This window comes from Streptococcus parasanguinis ATCC 15912 (assembly GCF_000164675.2).
In the GTDB taxonomy this organism is placed as follows: Bacteria; Bacillota; Bacilli; order Lactobacillales; family Streptococcaceae; genus Streptococcus; species Streptococcus parasanguinis.
The window spans coordinates 1,631,231-1,650,126 of sequence record NC_015678.1 but is presented as its reverse complement, the minus strand read 5'-3'; the positions used below and the strand labels follow the sequence as shown (position 1 = coordinate 1,650,126).

At 44.7% G+C, this 18,896-nt stretch carries 19 protein-coding genes; 1 reads left to right on the top strand and 18 read right to left on the bottom strand.

Annotation, left to right across the window (positions count from 1 at the left end):
- Positions 1–248 precede the first annotated feature (248 nt).
- The 12 genes from HMPREF0833_RS07605 to HMPREF0833_RS07550 all read right to left on the bottom strand — a co-directional run bounded on the left by HMPREF0833_RS07605 (position 249) and on the right by HMPREF0833_RS07550 (position 11,941).
- On the bottom strand, positions 249–2,051 hold the full coding sequence (locus tag HMPREF0833_RS07605) for an acyltransferase family protein (RefSeq protein ID WP_013904408.1): 1,803 nt from the start codon (positions 2,049–2,051) through the stop codon (positions 249–251).
- Positions 2,041–2,445 (bottom strand): MORN repeat-containing protein, encoded by a 405-nt coding sequence (locus HMPREF0833_RS07600; protein ID WP_013904407.1) that lies wholly within the window; start codon positions 2,443–2,445, stop codon positions 2,041–2,043. The genes HMPREF0833_RS07605 and HMPREF0833_RS07600 overlap by 11 nt, the downstream gene beginning before the upstream one ends.
- Positions 2,446–2,458: 13 nt before the next feature.
- Positions 2,459–2,899 carry a low molecular weight protein-tyrosine-phosphatase gene (locus tag HMPREF0833_RS07595; protein WP_041818398.1) on the bottom strand — a complete coding sequence of 147 codons (441 nt, stop codon included), beginning with the start codon at positions 2,897–2,899 and terminating at the stop codon, positions 2,459–2,461.
- 173 nt (positions 2,900–3,072) lie between these two features.
- The gene (locus HMPREF0833_RS07590; protein WP_013904405.1) at positions 3,073–3,639 is read right to left on the bottom strand and encodes a nucleotidyltransferase family protein; all 567 of its coding nucleotides are present in this window, start codon (positions 3,637–3,639) and stop codon (positions 3,073–3,075) included.
- Positions 3,640–3,645: 6 nt separating this feature from the next.
- Positions 3,646–4,644: a Holliday junction branch migration DNA helicase RuvB gene (gene ruvB, locus HMPREF0833_RS07585; protein ID WP_013904404.1), complete on the bottom strand. Its 999-nt coding sequence runs from the start codon at positions 4,642–4,644 to the stop codon at positions 3,646–3,648.
- A 496-nt stretch (positions 4,645–5,140) separates the two neighbouring features.
- A complete protein-coding gene (locus HMPREF0833_RS07580) occupies positions 5,141–6,181 on the bottom strand; it encodes an aldose epimerase family protein (RefSeq protein WP_041818396.1) in 1,041 nt (346 codons plus the stop codon).
- A gap of 81 nt (positions 6,182–6,262) precedes the next feature.
- Positions 6,263–7,432 carry an SIS domain-containing protein gene (locus tag HMPREF0833_RS07575; protein WP_013904402.1) on the bottom strand — a complete coding sequence of 390 codons (1,170 nt, stop codon included), beginning with the start codon at positions 7,430–7,432 and terminating at the stop codon, positions 6,263–6,265.
- 83 nt (positions 7,433–7,515) lie between these two features.
- Entirely contained in the window at positions 7,516–7,920 is a 405-nt protein-coding gene (locus HMPREF0833_RS07570) for a PTS sugar transporter subunit IIA (protein ID WP_003002366.1), read from the bottom strand.
- 11 nt (positions 7,921–7,931) lie between these two features.
- Positions 7,932–8,753: a PTS system mannose/fructose/sorbose family transporter subunit IID gene (locus tag HMPREF0833_RS07565; protein ID WP_003015398.1), complete on the bottom strand. Its 822-nt coding sequence runs from the start codon at positions 8,751–8,753 to the stop codon at positions 7,932–7,934.
- A complete protein-coding gene (locus tag HMPREF0833_RS07560) occupies positions 8,740–9,654 on the bottom strand; it encodes a PTS mannose/fructose/sorbose/N-acetylgalactosamine transporter subunit IIC (protein WP_013904401.1) in 915 nt (304 codons plus the stop codon). Before HMPREF0833_RS07560 ends, HMPREF0833_RS07565 begins: the two co-directional genes overlap by 14 nt.
- A gap of 26 nt (positions 9,655–9,680) precedes the next feature.
- A complete protein-coding gene (locus HMPREF0833_RS07555; protein ID WP_003009322.1) occupies positions 9,681–10,157 on the bottom strand; it encodes a PTS system mannose/fructose/N-acetylgalactosamine-transporter subunit IIB in 477 nt (158 codons plus the stop codon).
- Complete coding sequence (locus HMPREF0833_RS07550) at positions 10,154–11,941, bottom strand: glycoside hydrolase family 35 protein (RefSeq protein ID WP_013904400.1); 1,788 nt, start codon at positions 11,939–11,941, stop codon at positions 10,154–10,156. Before HMPREF0833_RS07550 ends, HMPREF0833_RS07555 begins: the two co-directional genes overlap by 4 nt.
- A 132-nt stretch (positions 11,942–12,073) precedes the next feature.
- Here HMPREF0833_RS07550 and HMPREF0833_RS07545 point away from each other — a divergent pair, with 132 nt between their 5' ends.
- Positions 12,074–12,790, top strand: a complete 717-nt coding sequence (locus tag HMPREF0833_RS07545; protein WP_013904399.1) for a GntR family transcriptional regulator — start codon at positions 12,074–12,076, stop codon at positions 12,788–12,790.
- Between the two features lie 465 nt (positions 12,791–13,255).
- On the opposite strand, the gene purB is transcribed toward HMPREF0833_RS07545, so the two are convergent.
- The 6 genes from purB to purD form a co-directional block, all read right to left on the bottom strand.
- Positions 13,256–14,554 (bottom strand): adenylosuccinate lyase, encoded by a 1,299-nt coding sequence (gene purB / locus HMPREF0833_RS07540; protein WP_041818395.1) that lies wholly within the window; start codon positions 14,552–14,554, stop codon positions 13,256–13,258.
- 53 nt (positions 14,555–14,607) lie between these two features.
- Positions 14,608–14,835 (bottom strand): hypothetical protein, encoded by a 228-nt coding sequence (locus HMPREF0833_RS07535; protein ID WP_013904397.1) that lies wholly within the window; start codon positions 14,833–14,835, stop codon positions 14,608–14,610.
- A gap of 8 nt (positions 14,836–14,843) precedes the next feature.
- Complete coding sequence (locus HMPREF0833_RS07530) at positions 14,844–15,794, bottom strand: ketopantoate reductase family protein (RefSeq protein ID WP_013904396.1); 951 nt, start codon at positions 15,792–15,794, stop codon at positions 14,844–14,846.
- Positions 15,795–16,886 carry a 5-(carboxyamino)imidazole ribonucleotide synthase gene (gene purK, locus HMPREF0833_RS07525; protein WP_013904395.1) on the bottom strand — a complete coding sequence of 364 codons (1,092 nt, stop codon included), beginning with the start codon at positions 16,884–16,886 and terminating at the stop codon, positions 15,795–15,797. It abuts the gene before it with no gap.
- A complete protein-coding gene (gene purE, locus HMPREF0833_RS07520) occupies positions 16,873–17,364 on the bottom strand; it encodes a 5-(carboxyamino)imidazole ribonucleotide mutase (RefSeq protein WP_013904394.1) in 492 nt (163 codons plus the stop codon). The genes purK and purE overlap by 14 nt, the downstream gene beginning before the upstream one ends.
- Before the next feature lie 189 nt (positions 17,365–17,553).
- Positions 17,554–18,816 carry a phosphoribosylamine--glycine ligase gene (gene purD, locus HMPREF0833_RS07515; protein WP_013904393.1) on the bottom strand — a complete coding sequence of 421 codons (1,263 nt, stop codon included), beginning with the start codon at positions 18,814–18,816 and terminating at the stop codon, positions 17,554–17,556.
- Positions 18,817–18,896 lie beyond the last annotated feature (80 nt).

Genomic DNA, 18,896 nt, shown 5'->3' with positions numbered 1-18,896 from the left:
AAGCAACATTCACAAAGATTTTTCTATAAGTTTGTGAAGTTTTTATCTATACACTCTTTTCACTAGGTTTTCTTTAGCTATATTGTGAAGAAATTATTTTAAAAATTTTTTCTTCACAAAGTGACATTTTCATTTAATTTTTGTAAGCGTTTTCTATATTTTACTAAAAAAAGCAACCTTCCACAAGTAAAAAGTTGCTTTTATTCTGTTTAATTTATTTGTTTTATTGCAATTTCAAAGAAGTCTACCTACTTCTTAACTGGACCTTTTTCCGCTTTATCTAGGGCTTCTTTGACCGTTTGGGCATAGAGCTCCCCACCATTTGTTTCCATATTGAAGTGAACCGAGTCAGTTCCGACCCAAATGTTTGGATTTTCCACCGCCACTTGGTACCAATCCGCAATGGTGATAAAGTCGTACTTCTTAGCCAATTCCAACTCATAGAGACGGGTTTGGACCGATTCACTGGACTGATCACTCGCATAACGACCGTCATATGGTGTCACAAGAATCAAACGACGACCTTTTGGTAGTTTTTCAACATACTGATCCAGTAGCTCTTTGTAGTTGCTGACGGTGTTAGTTCCTAGGGCAATGACCACATTTTTAAGGAGAACTTTATTGGAGATATCCGTCTCGAAAACCTTCATCCCATTTTCTAACTGACGGCTCACTACAGCATCAATCTGGATCCCAGGGATCGCATTTGTCAAGTAATCCTGTGCCCTCAAGTTGACCGAATCTCCGATCATAGTCACACCATTTGAGACGTTATAGTCTGTTGCAGTCGCATTGTCCACTTGCGTCCGTGTAACCTGCATTTTGCTATCTGCTTGATTGAGGCCACTTACAACCAGGCTCTCATCAAAGGCCCCAACTGTTGGCGCAAAGGCCGAAATTCCAATCATCAGCAAGGTCAAAGGAATCATAAGATAAAAGATCGGCTTGGTCAAAAAACTGAGATCCATCTTCATGCCAAAGACACGAGGTTCCTTGCCTGCAATGGTTGGCTCTAAGATATAGAAAGATAAAGCTGTCAAAATCAAGGATAGGATAGTCGTCACAATAGCCGCCATCATATTTCCCAAATGTTGAGAGAAGATGATAAAGAAAGGCCAGTGGAAAAGGTAAACGCCATAACTGGTATCTGCCAAGAAATTAAGGATGGCTGGTTCTTTTTTGTCTGGCGTCTTTTCATGGAGAATGCGGGCCGACAGAATCATAGCACAAGCTGCGATTGTCGCTGCTAGAAAGCCAAATAGATAGGTCCATAAGCTATCAAATGGCAAGAAAAGACTGACCACAAACAAGAAGGCAAAGCTTCCACCCAAGACTGATAGTGTCTTTTTCATGCTCCAAGACTGTACCATCCGTGTGAAATTAGGACTGACATTGGCAATTCCTGTCACCGTCGCTAAGCATGATCCCGCAAAGAAAGGGAAGATGTGAGTAAAGCTTGAGAAATAGATGGTTGAGAAATTGGCTGTCAGAAAGGCGCGGATGAACATAGACAAGAAGGTAAAGAGAAAGAGTCCGCTGGACGCCAGGAAGAGCATACCTCGGTATTTCCCAACAGTCTTAGCCCTCTTAGCCAAAAACCATGCCAAAAGTGCCCATAGCACATAGTAATGAACTTCTAGAGCCAAACTCCAGGTATGAAGGAAGAGATGCGGAATGAAGTTACTTTCGTAACTACCACCCGTTGCCATCTCAAAGAAATTGGTCACAAAACCAAAGACCGCCGCAATCTGAGTGCCAATACTAGCCACATAGTCACGTTGGACCATAAAGGTAAAGGGCATCACGACCAAGACCATAAAGACGAGGGGCGGTACAATCCGATAAAAGCGTCGCTTCAAGAAAGCCAGGTAGTCGATCTCTTGCTTGCGCGCAAACTCATCGATCAAGAGCGCTGTAATCAAAAATCCTGAGAAGGTGAAGAAAATATCTACCCCAATGAAGCCTCCAGGAAAGGCCTTCTGGAAGAAATGGTAAAGCAATACCAATAAGAGTCCTGTGACACGGACTAGTGAAAACCATTTAATGCGCATTTTGATAAATCCCCTGCTTGAATGTTCCTTTGTATACGACGTTGGCTTCTGTGGTTAAGGTACCTTTACCCTCCGGCTGCCCGTTGACAAAATAGCCTTCATAAGTCCAACCATCCTTGGCCTTAAACTTGCCATAACCACTAAAAGAACCGTTGACGAAGTTGCCTGTGTAGGTATCCCCATTTTTGAAAGTGACGGTTCCCTTGCCATTCATCTTACCACGGACTAAGGTTCCGTTATAACGGATAGACCCCTTATCAAGCGTCAAGGCTCCCTGACCAGGAATGGCTGAAAGGAAGACCATTAAAACAGATAAGATCATGACGATCAATGCGACTATTTCTAAATTTTTTCGTGTCAGATAGACCTTGTAGGTCTCAAATAATTCTTTCATATCCTGTATTCTCTCACATATCAAACTCTTCGGAAGTTGCCAGCTGACCCAACCAGACTTCACAGCCAGCCAGAACCCTGCGATAGGTCTCCTCAAAATCACCAGTATACCATGGATCTGGCACACTTTCAGCAGCAAAAAGATGAATCTTGTGCTCTGTACCTACAGGAGCCATTTGCTTCAAATCTGCCACATTATTTGCGTCCATCCCTAGGATCAAATCAAAGTTGTAAAAATCCTCTTCTTTGATCTGTAAAGAAGTCTTGGCTGGATCATAAGGGACCTGGTATTTTTGAAAGATTCTCTGGGTTCCCCGATGGATGGGATTGCCATGTTCCCAGCTAGAGGTGGCACGGCTTTCAATCTCATACTGATCTGTCAAATCCTTCATGACAAACTCCGCCATGGGGCTCCGACAAATATTTCCTAAGCAGACAAAGACGATTTTTTTCATGATTCCACCTAACTCCTTGTTCGGACTGCCCAACCTAGCTGAGCTCTTCACTTTCCACTAAGGAAAACCAGCATACTATTACTATTATAACAAAAATGTGACAGAAAGATGACAAAGGGGCTCCATCATTTTAAAGAAAAATCAGATTCCTTTTTCAAATCTGATCTGTTTCTCTATTTTGGAAAACGAACCTCTAATGGAGGCCATTTACTCTGCCAATTTTTCTTTTTCATCCGCTCTGTATAAACCGCCAAGCGATCTGGACTGGCTAAAAAATGTGGAGTCGGCTGAACGATGAAGTCTTCGATATCGCTTGTCCCATAAGGGAGAAAGAGTTCTAACTGTCCCTCTTTCCTTAAGCGAACCGCAAGAGCCGTACACTGCTCGGGATATTTAGAAACCGCATCACAGGCACTGCGATAAGGAGCTGTCCCCGGACTATGCTGGTGCATATAGACTTGATTTTTCACTTCCCAAGCGTACTGAGGATAGGTCTTCTTTAATTTCTGCTCGATCTGCTGCGTCTCCTCATAGCTGATCTCAGGGTCATAAAAGACCAGATCCATATCGGTCGTCGCATCAAACCCTGGTCTTCCAGAGAGCTGGTTCCAGATGAAATTGCGGACCGCACCCGCCGCTAACCAGGCATCTGCCAAGTCTAGATCTCGAATAATAGTCAAGACTTTCATCATCTCTTGATCCGCTTGGATCTGTTCTACTATCGCTTCTTCCGTCAGCATCTTCTTCTAGTCTCCATTGTAGGGATAACCCAGGTGTTCATAAGCCTTACGGGTCGCCACGCGCCCTGTCCGGGTCCGCATGATAAAGCCTTTCTGAATTAAGTAAGGCTCATACATGTCCTCAACAGTCTCTCGCTCTTCGGCAATATTGACTGATAGAGTCCCAAGACCGACCGGGCCACCGCCGTACATTTCAATCATGGTACGCAGGATCTTTTGATCGACATAGTCCAGTCCTTCATGGTCCACATCTAGCATGGAGAGGGCCTTGTCGGTAATGCTATCGTCAATCAAGCCATCGCCCATGATCTGAGCAAAATCGCGCACCCGTTTAAGCAAACGGTTGGCAATCCGAGGAGTTCCACGACTACGAAGAGAAAGCTCTTCGGCAGCCTCGTGGGTAATTTCCATCTCAAATATCTCCGCGGTCCGCTCGACAATCTCTGTCAAATCATCTTGCTCATAATATTCCATGTGTCCGGTAATCCCAAAGCGAGCGCGCAAGGGATTGGACAACATACCTGCTCGCGTTGTCGCCCCAATCAAAGTGAAGGGAGGAAGGTCCAGATGGACACTCCGGCTGCTCTCACCAGCGCCAATCATGATGTCGATGTAAAAATCTTCCATGGCGCTGTAAAGCACTTCTTCGACTGACATAGGCAGACGATGGATCTCATCGATAAAGAGGACATCGCCAGGCTCTAGATCATTGAGGATAGCTACCAGGTCACCGGCCTTTTCAATGACAGGACCAGAAGTCTGCTTGAGGTTGACGCCCAGTTCATTGGCAATGACAAAAGCCATGGTGGTTTTCCCAAGCCCCGGAGGGCCAAAAAGAAGGACATGATCCAGTGCTTCATCCCGAAGCTTAGCCGCCTCAATAAAGATTTTCAGCTGGTCCTTGACCTTATCTTGACCAATATATTCATGTAAATATTGCGGGCGCAACGTCCGTTCAACAGCCTCTTCATCGCCCATGATTTCATTGTCTAAAATTCTACTCATACAGTCTATTATAGCAAAAAATGATACCTTCGGTACCACAAATAGAATGTGTTTTTTAAAGATCCTAGTTCTCTCTGTCGTTCGAACTGCGTCAACGCACCTAAACTCGTCTACGTCCCTATCAGGCTTGGTTAGATGAAATAGGTTTAGTAATAATTACATAACGCAGTGGTTGATTGGTATCTTTGTTCGCTCTTATAGCTTCAAAGATTACCTAATCAACTGTGCGGGGGTGAGACAACGAACAATTTTAAAAAATTGTTCTGTCTCACTCCCAGAAAAAAAGCCACCGGTTTTGGTGGCTCTTATAGGGAGATTATTATGAAAAAGTTTTAGGAGTTTTATCATTCAAAGTTAGGAGGTCTTTGATGATGGTATTAGTATACGACAGGAAGCTTAAACTTTCCTTATAGTTTTTCTAAAAAATTTTTTTCGAGAAAAAGAGGATGTCCCAAGCAAGGATTTCACATCCTTGTTTGAGTCACCCCTTTCCTCCTTATTTCTTAGCGATGGCATGGTAGCTAGTCTTACTGGTAAAGACTTGACCTGCTCTCAAGATGACCTTTTCAGCTTGGTCACTGTGAATGGCGTCTGGCACTGTTTGGAATTCTAGAGCCAAGCCATTGTGCTGAACCATTGGTTGACCTTGCAGATGAACAGTCTCGTCTACGAAATTGGCTGAATACACTACCAAGGCTGGGGCTTCTGACTTGAAGGTCAAAAAGCGTCCAGATGGCTGATGGTAAAGAAAGCCAGCATTTTCATGCCCTTCTGGAAGAGCAAATGGATGGTCTAATCCTTCTACCAGGCGGATTTGCGGATCAGAGTCCTTAAAAAGATCCTCCAAGAGCATAGCTTGATAGAGATGCTGAACAACTGGACTTTCTCTATCCACGGTCTGAAGAGGGACACCGTCAGGATGGATAGGGTAAAGCCCTTGATGGTTGATCTGAAAGACATGGTCGTTGATCGCTTGGGTGAAGTTCCCAGATAGGTTGAAATAGCTGTGGTTTGTCGGGTTGACCAAGGTATCTTGATCCGTTTCTACCCGATAGGCAATCTCGAGTTCACCATCTTCCGTCAAACCATAGGTTACCCAGATCTTGAGATTTCCAGGGAAACCGCCGGTACCATCTGCACGCTCTGTGTAGAGAGTGATTTCCTGATCCGTTACCGACTCCACGCTAAACAAGGCGCTGTCCCAACCCGTCGGTCCACTGTGGTTGCAGTTGGCACCGTTATTAGCTTCCAAACGATAGGTTTGACCATTGAGTTCAAAGCTGGCTCCTGCAATCCGGCCTGCTACCGGGCCAATACTAGCCCCATATTTAGGGCTATTACCCACATAGTCCTCAAAGCGATCAAAGCCTAGTATAATATTAGCAAACTGGTCTTCTTTATCAGGCGTCACATATTCTAAGATCGTCGCCCCATAGGTCATGACAGATAATTGATAGCCCTTGTCATTTTCGAGGCGATAAGCCCGAACCTCTTGATTCTGCCATTCTCCAAACACGCTTTCTTGATACTGTTTCACAAACCTTCTCCTCTCACTGTTTTTCTCCATTGTATCAGTTTCACAAGAAGAAACACTCCACTTTTTATAGAAAATTAGTGGCTATTCTTTATGAAATGAATGAATGATCACCCCTTGCACAACCCGATTGACGGTACCAGTCGGTGAAGGCGTATCTGGGCGATTTTGCACCTTGAGCGAAGTCAAGAGAGAAATCAATTGACCATAGATAATGTATGGGAAGGCACGGTAAATATCTAGTGAGTCTGCTGATGCTTCTACTAACACTTCCCGTACATGCTCAATCCCTGCAACTTGATCCGTCAAGAGGACAACTTGACGGGCAATTTGATCCCCTGCAACTTCTCGAACCAAGTCCAGATCATACTGACGGGTATAAGGATCAATGGAACCAAAGACCAAGACGAGGGTTTGGTCATTGATGAGGGATTTTGGACCGTGACGGAAGCCGACAGGACTCTCGTACATGGTCGCGATTTTGCCTGCGGTTAATTCTAAAATCTTGAGCTGGGCTTCATGGGCTAGGCCAAAGAAAGGTCCTGCCCCCAGATAGATCACCCGCTCAAAGTCTAGATCGACCACTTCTTTGACCTCACGGTCCTTCTCCAAGATTTGCTCAGACAGATGAACCAGCTCTGATACTCGGTTTTCCTTGATCTCTTCCTCGCTTGGATCAAAGACCAAGAGAGCTGTCAAGAGCATGGAGGTGAAGCTAGAGGTCATCGCAAAGCCAGCATCGTTGGTTTCTTTTGGTTGGAGAAACAAGAGATTGCGCTCATCCCCGTGGGCTTGCTGGGCCAGTTTTCCTTCTTCGGCACAGGTAATGGTGATCTGATAGAGTTCATCAACCAGATCTTGGGCCAACTGCACGGTTGCGACACTTTCTGGCGAATTGCCACTCCGGGCAAAGGATACTAAAACCGTCGGAACCTCTTTTTTCAAATAGGTTTGAGGATGAGCTACGATATCCGTCGTCGCAATCGATTGGAAATTCCAGTGGCGTTCATCATGCACTTCCTGCAAATATGGAACCAAGGTATCTCCCACATAGGCTGAGGTCCCAGCCCCTGTCAAGATGACCTTGATATAGTCATACTCTTGCCCAATTTTTTCTAAGAAAGCTTTTATTTCCGCTTTTCTTTCTTGGTACAAGCGAGCCGTTTCTTTCCAAACACTTGGTTGTTGGTAGATCTCACGACTGGTGATCTCTGCTCCTAGCTCCTGCAAGTCTTCTTTTGTATAGTCTAACATAGAAACTGTTATTCCTTTCTACAATCTAACGTTGATAAATGGGAAAGGAGTCTGAGATAATGCTCCCAGACTCCCATACCAACCTACTCATCTTCATCATCATCAAGGTTTGACAAGAGGTCATTGACCTTGACAATACTTTCTTTTGCACGTTCAGGGTAGTCCCCTTCATTACCAGTCAGGCTGCTATTGATGAATTCGATGACCATCGGAAGATTCATCCCTGCGTATAAGTCAATCGCACGTCCTTCAAGGATCAAGCGGCTCACGGTGTTGCAAGGAGTTCCTCCCAAGAGATCAGCAAATACAATATAGTCTTCTAGACCTTGGACTGTTGCTTCAAATTTAGCAGTAAAGTCTTCTGGTCCTTCTTCTGGTAAGAGTGCAACCGTATGGATGGATTCTTGTGGTCCCATAATCATCTCTGTGCTCGCTTTAAGCTCTTCACAAAAGCGACCATGGCTGACCAATACTAACTCTTTTGCCATACCTTACTCCATTATTGCATGCCGAAGCAGAAATGACCAAAGGCAGAAAAGGCAATCGCTGCGACGATAATCAACAAGATGGCTTTAGTTGAGTTCATTCCTTTACGTCCAAGCAACCAGTAAATCACACCTGTGATAATAGCTGGAACCAAGCGTGGGAAGATCAAATTGAGCATGTCTTGGATATCGATGGCTTTGTCCCCGATGTGTGGCATCCAGGTTACATCCACATTGATCATGGTTGCAATCAAGGCACCGACCATGAAGATACCAAGTACAGAAGCTGCTTCGATCAAAGCTGTCAAGGTACTTTGCATGTTGTTGATCAAGTTGGTACCTTCTTTATAAGCAAATTCCAACTGTTTCCAACGGAAGATATCATACGCAACTGCTACAGCAATCCAAAGGAAGATCCCCCATGGTTGACCTTGTGATGCGATGGTTGCTGCAATAGATCCCATAATAGCTGGAACCAAAGATCCAAAGATAGAGTCTCCAAGAGGGGCAAATGGTCCCATGAGACCTGTCTTGATCCCGTTAACCGCATCTTTAGAGTTGACACCATCTTTTTCTTCCAAAGCCAAATCAAAACCAGTGATAATGGTGTGGAAGAATGGAGAAGTATTGAAGAATTGCGTATGCAATTTCATCATTTCTTTCAATTCAGGTGTGCCGTCTCCATACATTTTCCGCAATTGTGGAAGAAGCATGTAAAGGTAACCAGAAGCCTGCATCCGTTCGTAGTTCCAACCCAATTGGAAGGTGAAGAGGCTACGTTTGTTGATTTGTTTAAAATCCTCTTTAGTGAGTTTGTAGTTCTTAGAATTCGTCATCTTCAATTTCCCCGCTTTCTACATTGCTTGCTGGAGCAGCTACAACTGTACGTTGGCTGTTTTTAAAGTGTTGCACTGCAAGGAAGATACCGATGATGGCAACCCCGATCATAGATACAGATTTGAAGTTGTTTGTGAAAGCAACCATTTGTTCTTTTGGAAGTTTTGCAAAAGCATCTGTTCCAAGCATAGAAGAAATTGCAGCACCAACACTTTGAACATTGCTGTAAAGCACTGTCAACATCGCTGTCAAGCCAAAACCAAGGGCAAGATAGTGAAGGTGACGTTTCACAGGCAAGTAGTGAAGCAAGATTGCAAAACCAAGACCAGGGAGCATGCGACCTGCAAGTGTCAAGCCGTTTGCAAACCATTGATATTTTGCAACAAAGTCAACAACAGATTGGACAAAAGCACCACCAAAGGCAAGAGCCAAGAAGACTGGAAGGGCACGAGAGAGAGCCCAAGGAACCGCACCAAGAAGGTAGTTGCGTTCAATCCCTTTATAATCAAAGCGTTCGATTGCCGCATCAATACGGTGTGCAAAGGCAGTAGTACTCATACGGCCAAGGATATCTGCATAAGTCAAGAGAGCAGCTACGGGAACGGCAATAGTTGAAATCGCAATTTCTGGTTTAATGCCTTGCGCTACTGAGAAGGCAGTTGCAAGAACGGCACCAGATGTTGCGTCAATACGAGAAGCTCCACCAAAAGTACCAACACCGAGTACTGTCAATTGAAGAGAAGCTCCGATAAAGAGACCTGTTCCTAAATCCCCCATAACAAGTCCTGTAATGAAACCAGCAAAGACTGGTGAGCCTGCTGATGAAACAATCGTCAACTCATCACAGATTTGATAAGCTGAGTACAAAGTAAGTAGTAAAATTTGCCACCATTGTATCATGACAATTTCCTCCTAAAAATTTTCTTTTACTTTAATAACTTCATAAAGTCTTCTGCAGTGTCGTTTGGCACCATCTGAGACGTAATTTTCACACCTTTTTCGTGGATCTTGTTGAAGTCTTCCACGTCCGCGTCCACCACATTGATCGAGCGGGTAATCGCGCGGGTCTCATCGGATTGAGACATATTGCCGACATTCAGCGTTTCAAGCTGAACGCCTGCTTCGATCAAACGAAGGAAACGATCTGGTTTGCGAGCTACGATAAAGAGTCGTTGGCTATCATATTTTCCAGCCAAGATATTTTCCGCAGCCTTTGCGACTGGCAAGATACTAAGCTTAACACCAGGTGGTGTCGCTAGTTTCAAGCCACTTTTTTCGATATCATTTTGAGCGACTTCATCATCGATCACCATGATACGTGAAACATTTAGTTTGGTAGTCCAAAGATTGGCTACCTGCCCGTGGATCAAACGTCCATCGATACGGCATCCTACAATAGTCATAAGTTTTCCCCCTTTACTTCTTTGAATGTAGGTTGTTGAACAAGCTGAAGTGTCTCTTGGTACCGCCCTTCTGTCTCAAAGACGATCAGGCTATTGGCTCCTTCTTTGAGGAAACCATGAGGCACATAAAGTGAAGTGGTCGGTCCGACCTCCCAGAAGCGGCCAAGGTTATGGCCATTGACAAAGACGACCCCCTTTCCAAATCCTGTCATATCTAGATAGGTATCAAGGGTGTGGTCCAGCTGAAAATCATATCGGTAAAAGGCTGGAGCACCTGCCTGCCATTCCTTTGAAAAATCGAGCTGACTGAGATCTTGTAAATCCAGTGGATACTGCTTCCAATGAAGGTGGAAATGCAAATCCACACAGACACCTGTACGAATGCCCTTGTGCTGGCTATCAGCTAAGAGCTTGTGCCCGTAGTTGACACGTCCCATATTCTCAAGCAAGATTTTTAAATTCGTAACCGCTTTCTTTTTTCCTTTGATAAAAAGATCTTCACCGATCTCTGTTTGGTATTGTGTTGCTACATGGCGATCATCTAGGTAAATTTGTACCCGATCCCGACCATCAATGATGCGCAGTTTTTCTTCTTCCGCATCCAACTCAAGGTCTGTCTCATATAGTAGATAACCTGTGGTTTGCCCCAACTCTTCCATCTTTTCGGGATAAAGGCTGGTCTCAACCTGAGCCAGATTGTCCAGATTCCCAAAAAGACTAGTCTTGGCTGCCAATTGCAAGGTTTGTTCTGGCAAACACTCTTTGATAAGCGGTTCCTGCTGTGGGTATTCCGGATAATAGGTCGCCATCATTTTTTGAATAGCATAATACTTCTCTGTCGGATTGCCCTGCTCATTGAGCAAAGCCCCATAGTCATAGGACGTCACCTGTGGCAAATCGAGCGTTCCCCGAGCTGAGCAACCATTCATAAAGCCGAAATTGGTTCCGCCATGAAACATATAGAGATTGATGGAGCCAAGCTCCAAGACCTCATGTACAGCTTCTGCCAACTCCTCTGGCTCCCTTTGAATCACGGGTTCCTTCCAGCGGGTAAACCAGCCATCCCAGAATTCCATACACATCAAGGGCCATTTCTTGCCGTATTCGTCAAAGAATTCTTGCATCTGGCCAAAATTGTAAGCTGCTTTGGAGCCGAAGTTCCCTGTCACAAAGAGGTCCTCTTCGATCAAGGTTCCTGCTCTTAGCGCTGCTCGCCATGGACCATCTGATGTAAAAAGGGGACAGGTCACACCTTTTTTCTTCATCAAATCCCGAATGGCACGCAGATAAGCTTTGTCCTCTCCATAAGAGCCATATTCATTCTCCACCTGCATCATGAGGATTGGACCACCCTGATCCACTTGGTAGGGTGTCAACAACCCAAGCAAGTGATCATAATAACGATCAACCGCTTCGATAAAGGCTGGGTCCGATGAGCGGATGCGCATATCTTCTTCCAAGAGCCAGGCTGGCAATCCACCAAATTCCCACTCTGCACAGATAAAGGGCGACGGTCTTACAATCATGTAAAGTCCTAGGGACTGGGCTGTTTGAATGAAACGTTCTAGATCCAATCGACCACTAAAGTCAAACTGCCCCTTGCGGGGTTCATGCACGTTCCATGGCACATAAGTCTCAACCGTGTTGAACCCCAAGGCCTTTAGATTAAACAAGGAATGATACCAGTCAGCAGGATCAATTCGAAAATAATGAATCGCTCCAGACAAAATCTTGAAAGGTTGACCTTTTAAATAGAAATCATCGCGAATTTCAAAAACATCCATAAACGCCTCCCTTTCTTGTATGTAATCACTTACATTTATTAATATAATAAATTATTTTAAAAATGTCAACACTTTTGTAAAAAATATGTTAAAATAAGGTTACATAAGAGAAATCTAAAGAGAGGTAGCACTATGGCAATTCCAAAGTACCAACACATCAAAGATGAATTGAAGCAGCAAATTATCTCAGGAAAATTTGAAAATGGAGATAAATTTTATACGGAAGCTGAACTCATTAAAATTTATGATGTCAGCTCTATCACCGTTGTCCGTGCTTTGAACGACCTCGCTACTGATGGTTACATTGTCCGCCAGCAAGGAAAAGGGACCTTTGTTTCTCGTGCTCGAAAACACAAACTGGTTGAGTTTTCAGATGTTGAAACTTTCCCCATCCAAAAGGCCAAAGTCAAAGTTCTCTCTATTAAACGCGGAAATACCTTGAACATCCTAGACAAACTAGGCCTCAATCCAACGCAATTCTACTATAAGATCGAACGGACTCGTCAAATAGAGGATGATACGTATATCTTCCACCAAACCTATATTCCTGAACAATACATCAATCCAAACTATCCAAATTTGGAATACTATAGCTCTATCTATGATCGCTTCAAAGAAGACTACCACATTCATATGAATGATGAGCACTTCGAAGAAGTCAACGAAATCGTCTTCCCTACACCTAGCAAGGTGGCCAAAGTATTAAAGATCGACGAAAATTTCCCAACGGTCAAACAAGTGAAGACGACCAAGCTAGAAGCAACTGGCCAAATCCTTGAATACACGGAAACCTATAAACGCGGTGACTACTACAAGATTAAATTCATCTCCTGTAGTCGCGATCACTAAGAACCAAAAAGACTGAGACACCTCGGTCTTTTTTTATAGGTTCAGTATAACACGTTGAAAGCGATTTCTAAAGCCCTCTATAAAAATATATATAATTAGTGATAGTTTGGCTATAAAAAGTTTAAAAAAGGAAGTGGGAAAGAACTCCGAGGAATTAAAAAAGATCGAAAAGGTTCCCCGAACTTTTTCGATCTTATCACCCCGCATAGCTTCAACAGTCTGGGAGACTGTTGAAGACTGCAGATAAAGGAAACATTGTTTCCGTCACCATAGGTCATCTTTGGAGCTTCATAAGCGAACAAAGACTTAGGATACTTGCTTCACAAGTCCTATCCACCACCTCAAAGCAGTGCTTTGAGCAATCAACCACTGCATCTTGCGGTTATTCTTATCAAACATCAAAGGCTGGACAGTTTTTGCCCAGCCTCTTTCGTCTATTTTTCAAATTCCCGTTTTTCGTTGCGATTAGTCACCCAAACCGATGCGTTCGAAGATTTCATCCACCCGTTTGGTGTAGTAAGTTGGATTGAAGATTTCGTCGATTTCTTCTTGAGTGAGGCGTGAAGTTACCTCTGGATCTGATTCAAGAAGTGGCTTGAAGTCCACTTGGTTATCCCATGATTGGGCAGTCTTTGGTTGAACAAGGTCGTAAGCTTGCTCACGTGTCATGCCTTTTTCAATCAAAGTAAGCATCGCACGTTGGCTGAAGATCAAACCAAATGTAGAGTTCATGTTGCGGATCATGTTTTCTGGGAAGACTGTCAAGTTCTTAACAATGTTTCCGAAACGGTTGAGCATGTAATCAATCAAGATTGTTGTGTCTGGTGCGATGATACGCTCAGCTGATGAGTGAGAGATATCACGTTCGTGCCAAAGGGCTACGTTTTCATAAGCTGTCACCATGTGACCACGGATAACACGCGCAAGGCCTGTCATGTTTTCAGAACCGATTGGGTTACGTTTGTGAGGCATTGCTGAAGACCCTTTTTGACCTTTGGCAAAGAACTCTTCCACTTCACGTTGTTCAGATTTTTGAAGACCACGGATTTCCGTTGCCATACGTTCGATAGATGTTGCGATGCTCGCAAGAACTGCAAAGTACTCAGCGTGAAGGTCACGAGGAAGGACCTGTGTAGAGATTTCTTGAGCACGGATACCCAATTTGTCGCAGACGTATTTTTCAACGAATGGTGGGATGTTGGCAAAGTTACCAACCGCACCAGAAATTTTACCAGCTTCCACGCCAGCAGCCGCATGCTCGAAACGCTCGATGTTCCGTTTCATTTCGCTGTACCAAGTTGCCAATTTAAGACCAAAAGTTGTCGGCTCAGCGTGCACACCGTGCGTACGACCCATCATGATGGTGAACTTGTGTTCTTTCGCTTTGTCAGCAATGATGTTAAGGAAGTTTTCAAGGTCCTTGCGGATGATGTCGTTGGCTTGTTTGTAGAGGTAACCATAGGCCGTATCTACTACGTCAGTAGAAGTCAAACCATAGTGAACCCACTTACGTTCTTCACCAAGCGTCTCAGAAACCGCACGTGTGAAAGCCACCACATCGTGACGAGTTTGCTGCTCGATTTCCAAAATACGGTCGATGTCAAAGTCCGCTTTTTCACGAATCAAAGCCACATCTTCCTTAGGGATTTCTCCCAATTCAGCCCATGCTTCGTCAGCCAAGATTTCCACCTCAAGCCAAGCACGGTATTTATTTTCTTCAGTCCAAATGTTCGCCATCTCAGGGCGGCTATATCTATCAATCATGTTTAATTTTCCTTTCTTTTGATGTTTCACATCAGTTAGCAACCAACAGTCTTTTATTCAAATTCTTCTTTCCCGATCCACACAGATGGATAGTGATCCAGTGTATTCAAATCCGTATCCATCGGGACATCATAGATGGCTAAATAGTTTTCAGGATATTGAGCAGTCAGCTCTTCATACTTAGCTTTCACTTTTTCGTGATCGCTACTAGCATACAAGACTTCGACGACTGCCCCTGTCTTCTCTTTTTCAACAAAGGCGTTGACAATGAGTTGAATCATAAAACCTCCTAAATCGAAATGCCCTTCATATTTGCTTCCAGAATAGGCATCTTGACACCTAATTCCTGACCAGTTTGATAAACACTTTGACAACAATAGAAGATGTCCTGTTTGTCATTGTGCAAGGTCATGATTTTTCGGGTCAGCTCATTTTTCGCAAACATGACTTTCATGGCTTTACCGGCTATCCAAGCGGGAATTTTGTAGGGTAAGAGTTCTGCCTTATAAAGCTTCAAATTCACGCCACGCGCTTCTACGACTTTCAAAGCTTCTCGAATGGTCTTGATGGCCAATGACAATTCCGATGAACTATTCATCAAGTTCAGAGCCAATTCTTCTGGATTTTCCAGATTTCCTGAGCGAGCAGCTGTTGAAGTGACACCCGCATTAATCGCCATATGAATCCAAATCCACTCGACCATATCATGAGGCACTTCCCACTTCAAATCTGCAGAAGTCAGTAAAGTTGTCAGATCAGCATAGTTAGAAATCTGTGCTTTTTGCTCACCTTCTAGCATTAAATGGTCAAACAAGACACCATCCAAATGGTCCTCCTGCATGTGACCGCCCGCTGTCGGAAAGGCCAGAATATAGTCATAATCTCCTGCCCACTCCTGTACCACTTTTCGAGTATCCCAGAAATTACAGAAGAAAACAAGAGTCCCTTTGATCTGATTATTTCGCAAGGTTTCCACAGCTTCTTTGACAAATCCATGACGCACACTCAGAAAAATAAAATCATATTCCGAATCAGCTTCCGCCACATGAACCTCATAGGTGTCGTGTTTATTTTCACCTTTGGAATGATAGCGACCATCTAGCAGATCAACCGACAACTCCTTCGGAGCAGTGCTTTTCTTACTATCTCTCAGTACGTGCTCTACTTGATGGCCTGCTTTTTGAAAGGCGTAGGCATAAGTGGTCCCGATGACTCCAAGTCCTAGAATCGCTATTTTCACTTAAAAATCAATCCCTTTCCCAAACTCTTCAACCTCGTCTGGCACATCACTAAACAAAGTCACATGTCCCATTTTGCGGTTGTGCTTTGCTTCTAGTTTACCATATAAGTGGAGGTGAGCGCTCGGATTTTCTGTCACATATGTTTCAGCAGCCTCGACATGTTGGCCGAGAACATTGAGCATAACAGCAGGAGCATGAAGGTGAATTGCTGGGAGTGGTGCTCCTAGAACTCCCAAGATATGGGTATCAAACTGGGAGAAGTCGCAGGCTTCGATTGAGTAATGACCTGAGTTGTGTGGACGTGGCGCGATTTCATTGACAATGATATCATCTGCTGTCGCAAACATTTCTACACAAAGTGTACCAGAGAGATTCAGTTGTTCAGCGATTCGTACTGCCATGACTTTGGCTTTTTCAGCTAGACTTTCTGAAATGCGAGCAGGCACAATGGTTTTTGAAAGAATGTTGTTGCGGTGGATATTTTCCTGAACTGGGAAAACCGTCACGTCCTTGCCATTACCAGACACGATGACTGAAATCTCAAGATCAAAGTTGACGAACTCTTCTAAAACGCAGTCTGCTGAGTCCGCTAAAGTGTATGCTTCTTCCAAGTCTGCTTCTGAACGAATGACCTTCTGACCATGGCCGTCGTAACCACCGGTCGCTGTCTTGAGGACATAGTTTTTCGAGAGGTCGATATCTGCCAAGTCTTTGCTAGAAGTTACGACCTTATATGGTGCTACAGTGACTTGGGCCTTGTTGGAAAGAAAGTCCTTCTCAAAGATCCGGTTTTGGGAGATTCGGAGGAGGTCTGTCCCTTGTGGGAGTTGTCCATCTTTGATAACAGCATCCAAACCGTCAGCATCGACATTTTCAAATTCATAAGTGAGAACATCACAACGGTCCGCCAACTGACGAAGGGCATCCACGTCGTCGTAAGGGGCCACGATGATTTCTGCCACACGGGAGGCTGGGCAATCAGCTGCTGGGTCCAACGCAATAACCTTGTGTCCCATGTAGATAGCTGAGATCGCCATCATCTGACCGAGCTGGCCACCACCGATGATGCCAATGGTTTTAGTTGAGCTCATTTGTAGACTCCTCTGCGATTTTTCCTTGTTCTTCTGCGAAATCTGCTAACGCTGTCGCAATAGCCTGGTCCTCTACCGAAAGAAGACGGAGGGCAAAGAGGGCAGCGTTGGTCGCACCCGCTTCACCGATCGCCATAGTTGCGACAGGCACTCCGCCTGGCATCTGAACGATGGAATAGAGCGAATCCACACCACTAAGGGCACGTGATTTGACGGGTACCCCGATAACTGGAAGGGTTGTTTTAGCAGCAACCATACCTGGCAAGTGAGCAGCACCACCCGCACCTGCGATGATGACCTTGATGCCACGGCTACGTGCTTCCTCGGCATGTTTGAACATGAGGTCCGGTGTACGGTGTGCGGAAACAACTTTCTTTTCGTAAGCAACGCCGAAGTTGTCGAGGACTTCAGCGGCTTTTTGCATGGTTGCCCAGTCGGATTTTGAGCCCATGATGATGGAAATTACTGGTTTAGTCATAATTTTTCCTTTTTCTTTTTTTGATAATGGTCTTAGGTGGTGGGGACGGAAGCAAACCTTCGGTTTCATTCCTAAACTTTGAGCCTAAGGTCTCAAAGTTTCCCCCGACCAGAACAGATGCTGTTCCGGTCTTTTCACCACGGCGACCATTATCGGGTTTAGCGACTTCGTCGCGCTATTCTTGTACTTCTACTTTATCGCCTTGCTACCGATATCCGTACGATAGAACAGGCCTTCTGTGTTTTGTTTATTGAGTTCGTTGTAGATGATGTTTTGGCCGTCTTTGACAGTATCTGCTGTTGTGACGAGCATATAAACGCGTCCTCCGTTTGAGAGGAGGTCTTGCCCGTTTTCAGCGAATTTGGCACCAGCATAGTAAGTGATGATGTCACCATCTGTCTTGGCTGGAAGCTTGACACCCTTCTCATAAGCGAGTGGGTAGCCGTTTGAGGCTACAACCACGCCCAATGTCACACCCTTGTCCGTCCAAGTGATGGCTGGCTCTTTGCCATCCAAAATGTCAGTGATATTTTGTGCAAAGTCAGATGTCAAACGAGGCAAGATGATTTGCGTTTCAGGGTCTCCAAAGCGTGAGTTGAACTCGATGACTTTTGGTCCATCAGTTGTCAAGATAAGCCCCGCGTAAAGGACACCAAGGTACGGACGCCCTTCTTTAATCATGCCTTCAAGAACTGGCTTGACAATAGTGTCAACCGCCGTGTCAACCACGCTCTGTGGTAAGTGAGGAACTGGCGCATAGGCACCCATCCCACCAGTGTTAGGACCCTTGTCCCCATCGTAGGCACGTTTGTGGTCCTGTGCCGTTGGCATGATGTAGAACTTGTCCCCGTTGACAAAGGCAAAGAGAGAGAACTCTTCTCCGTCAAGGAATTCCTCGATGACCACACGCGCACCTGAATCACCGAATTTATTGTCCAAAAGCATCTCGTGAGCGGCTTCAACTGCTTGCTCAACCGTCTCCGCAACGACGACACCTTTCCCTAGGGCCAAGCCGTCTGCCTTGACGACGATTGGAGCGCCTTTCCCCTCGATATAAGCCTTAGCTTCCTCGAAATCTGAAAAGGTTCCATAGGCTGCTGTCGGAACGTCGTATTTGACCATGATTTCCTTAGCAAAATCCTTAGACCACTCCAGCTCAGCCGCAGCCTTGGTAGGACCAAAGGCTTTGAGTCCAGCCACATTGAAATCATCCACGATACCAGCTGCAAGGGCATCATCTGGACCGATAAAGGTCCAAGCAATATCGTTGACTTTTGCGAAGTCAATCAGCTTAGAATGTTCGGAAATTCCGATATTGATCAAATCAAGACCGTCTAATCGCATCCCATCATTACCAGGAGCCACAAAAACCTGCTCAACGTTTGTAGGCTCCAACAATTTCTTAGCAATCGCATGCTCACGACCGCCAGATCCAACAACCAAAAGTTTCATCTCGAACCTCTTTTGCGAATTATTTTATTAAATTATATCATAATCGTTCGTTTTATTCTAATGATTTCAGCAAAAGTCTC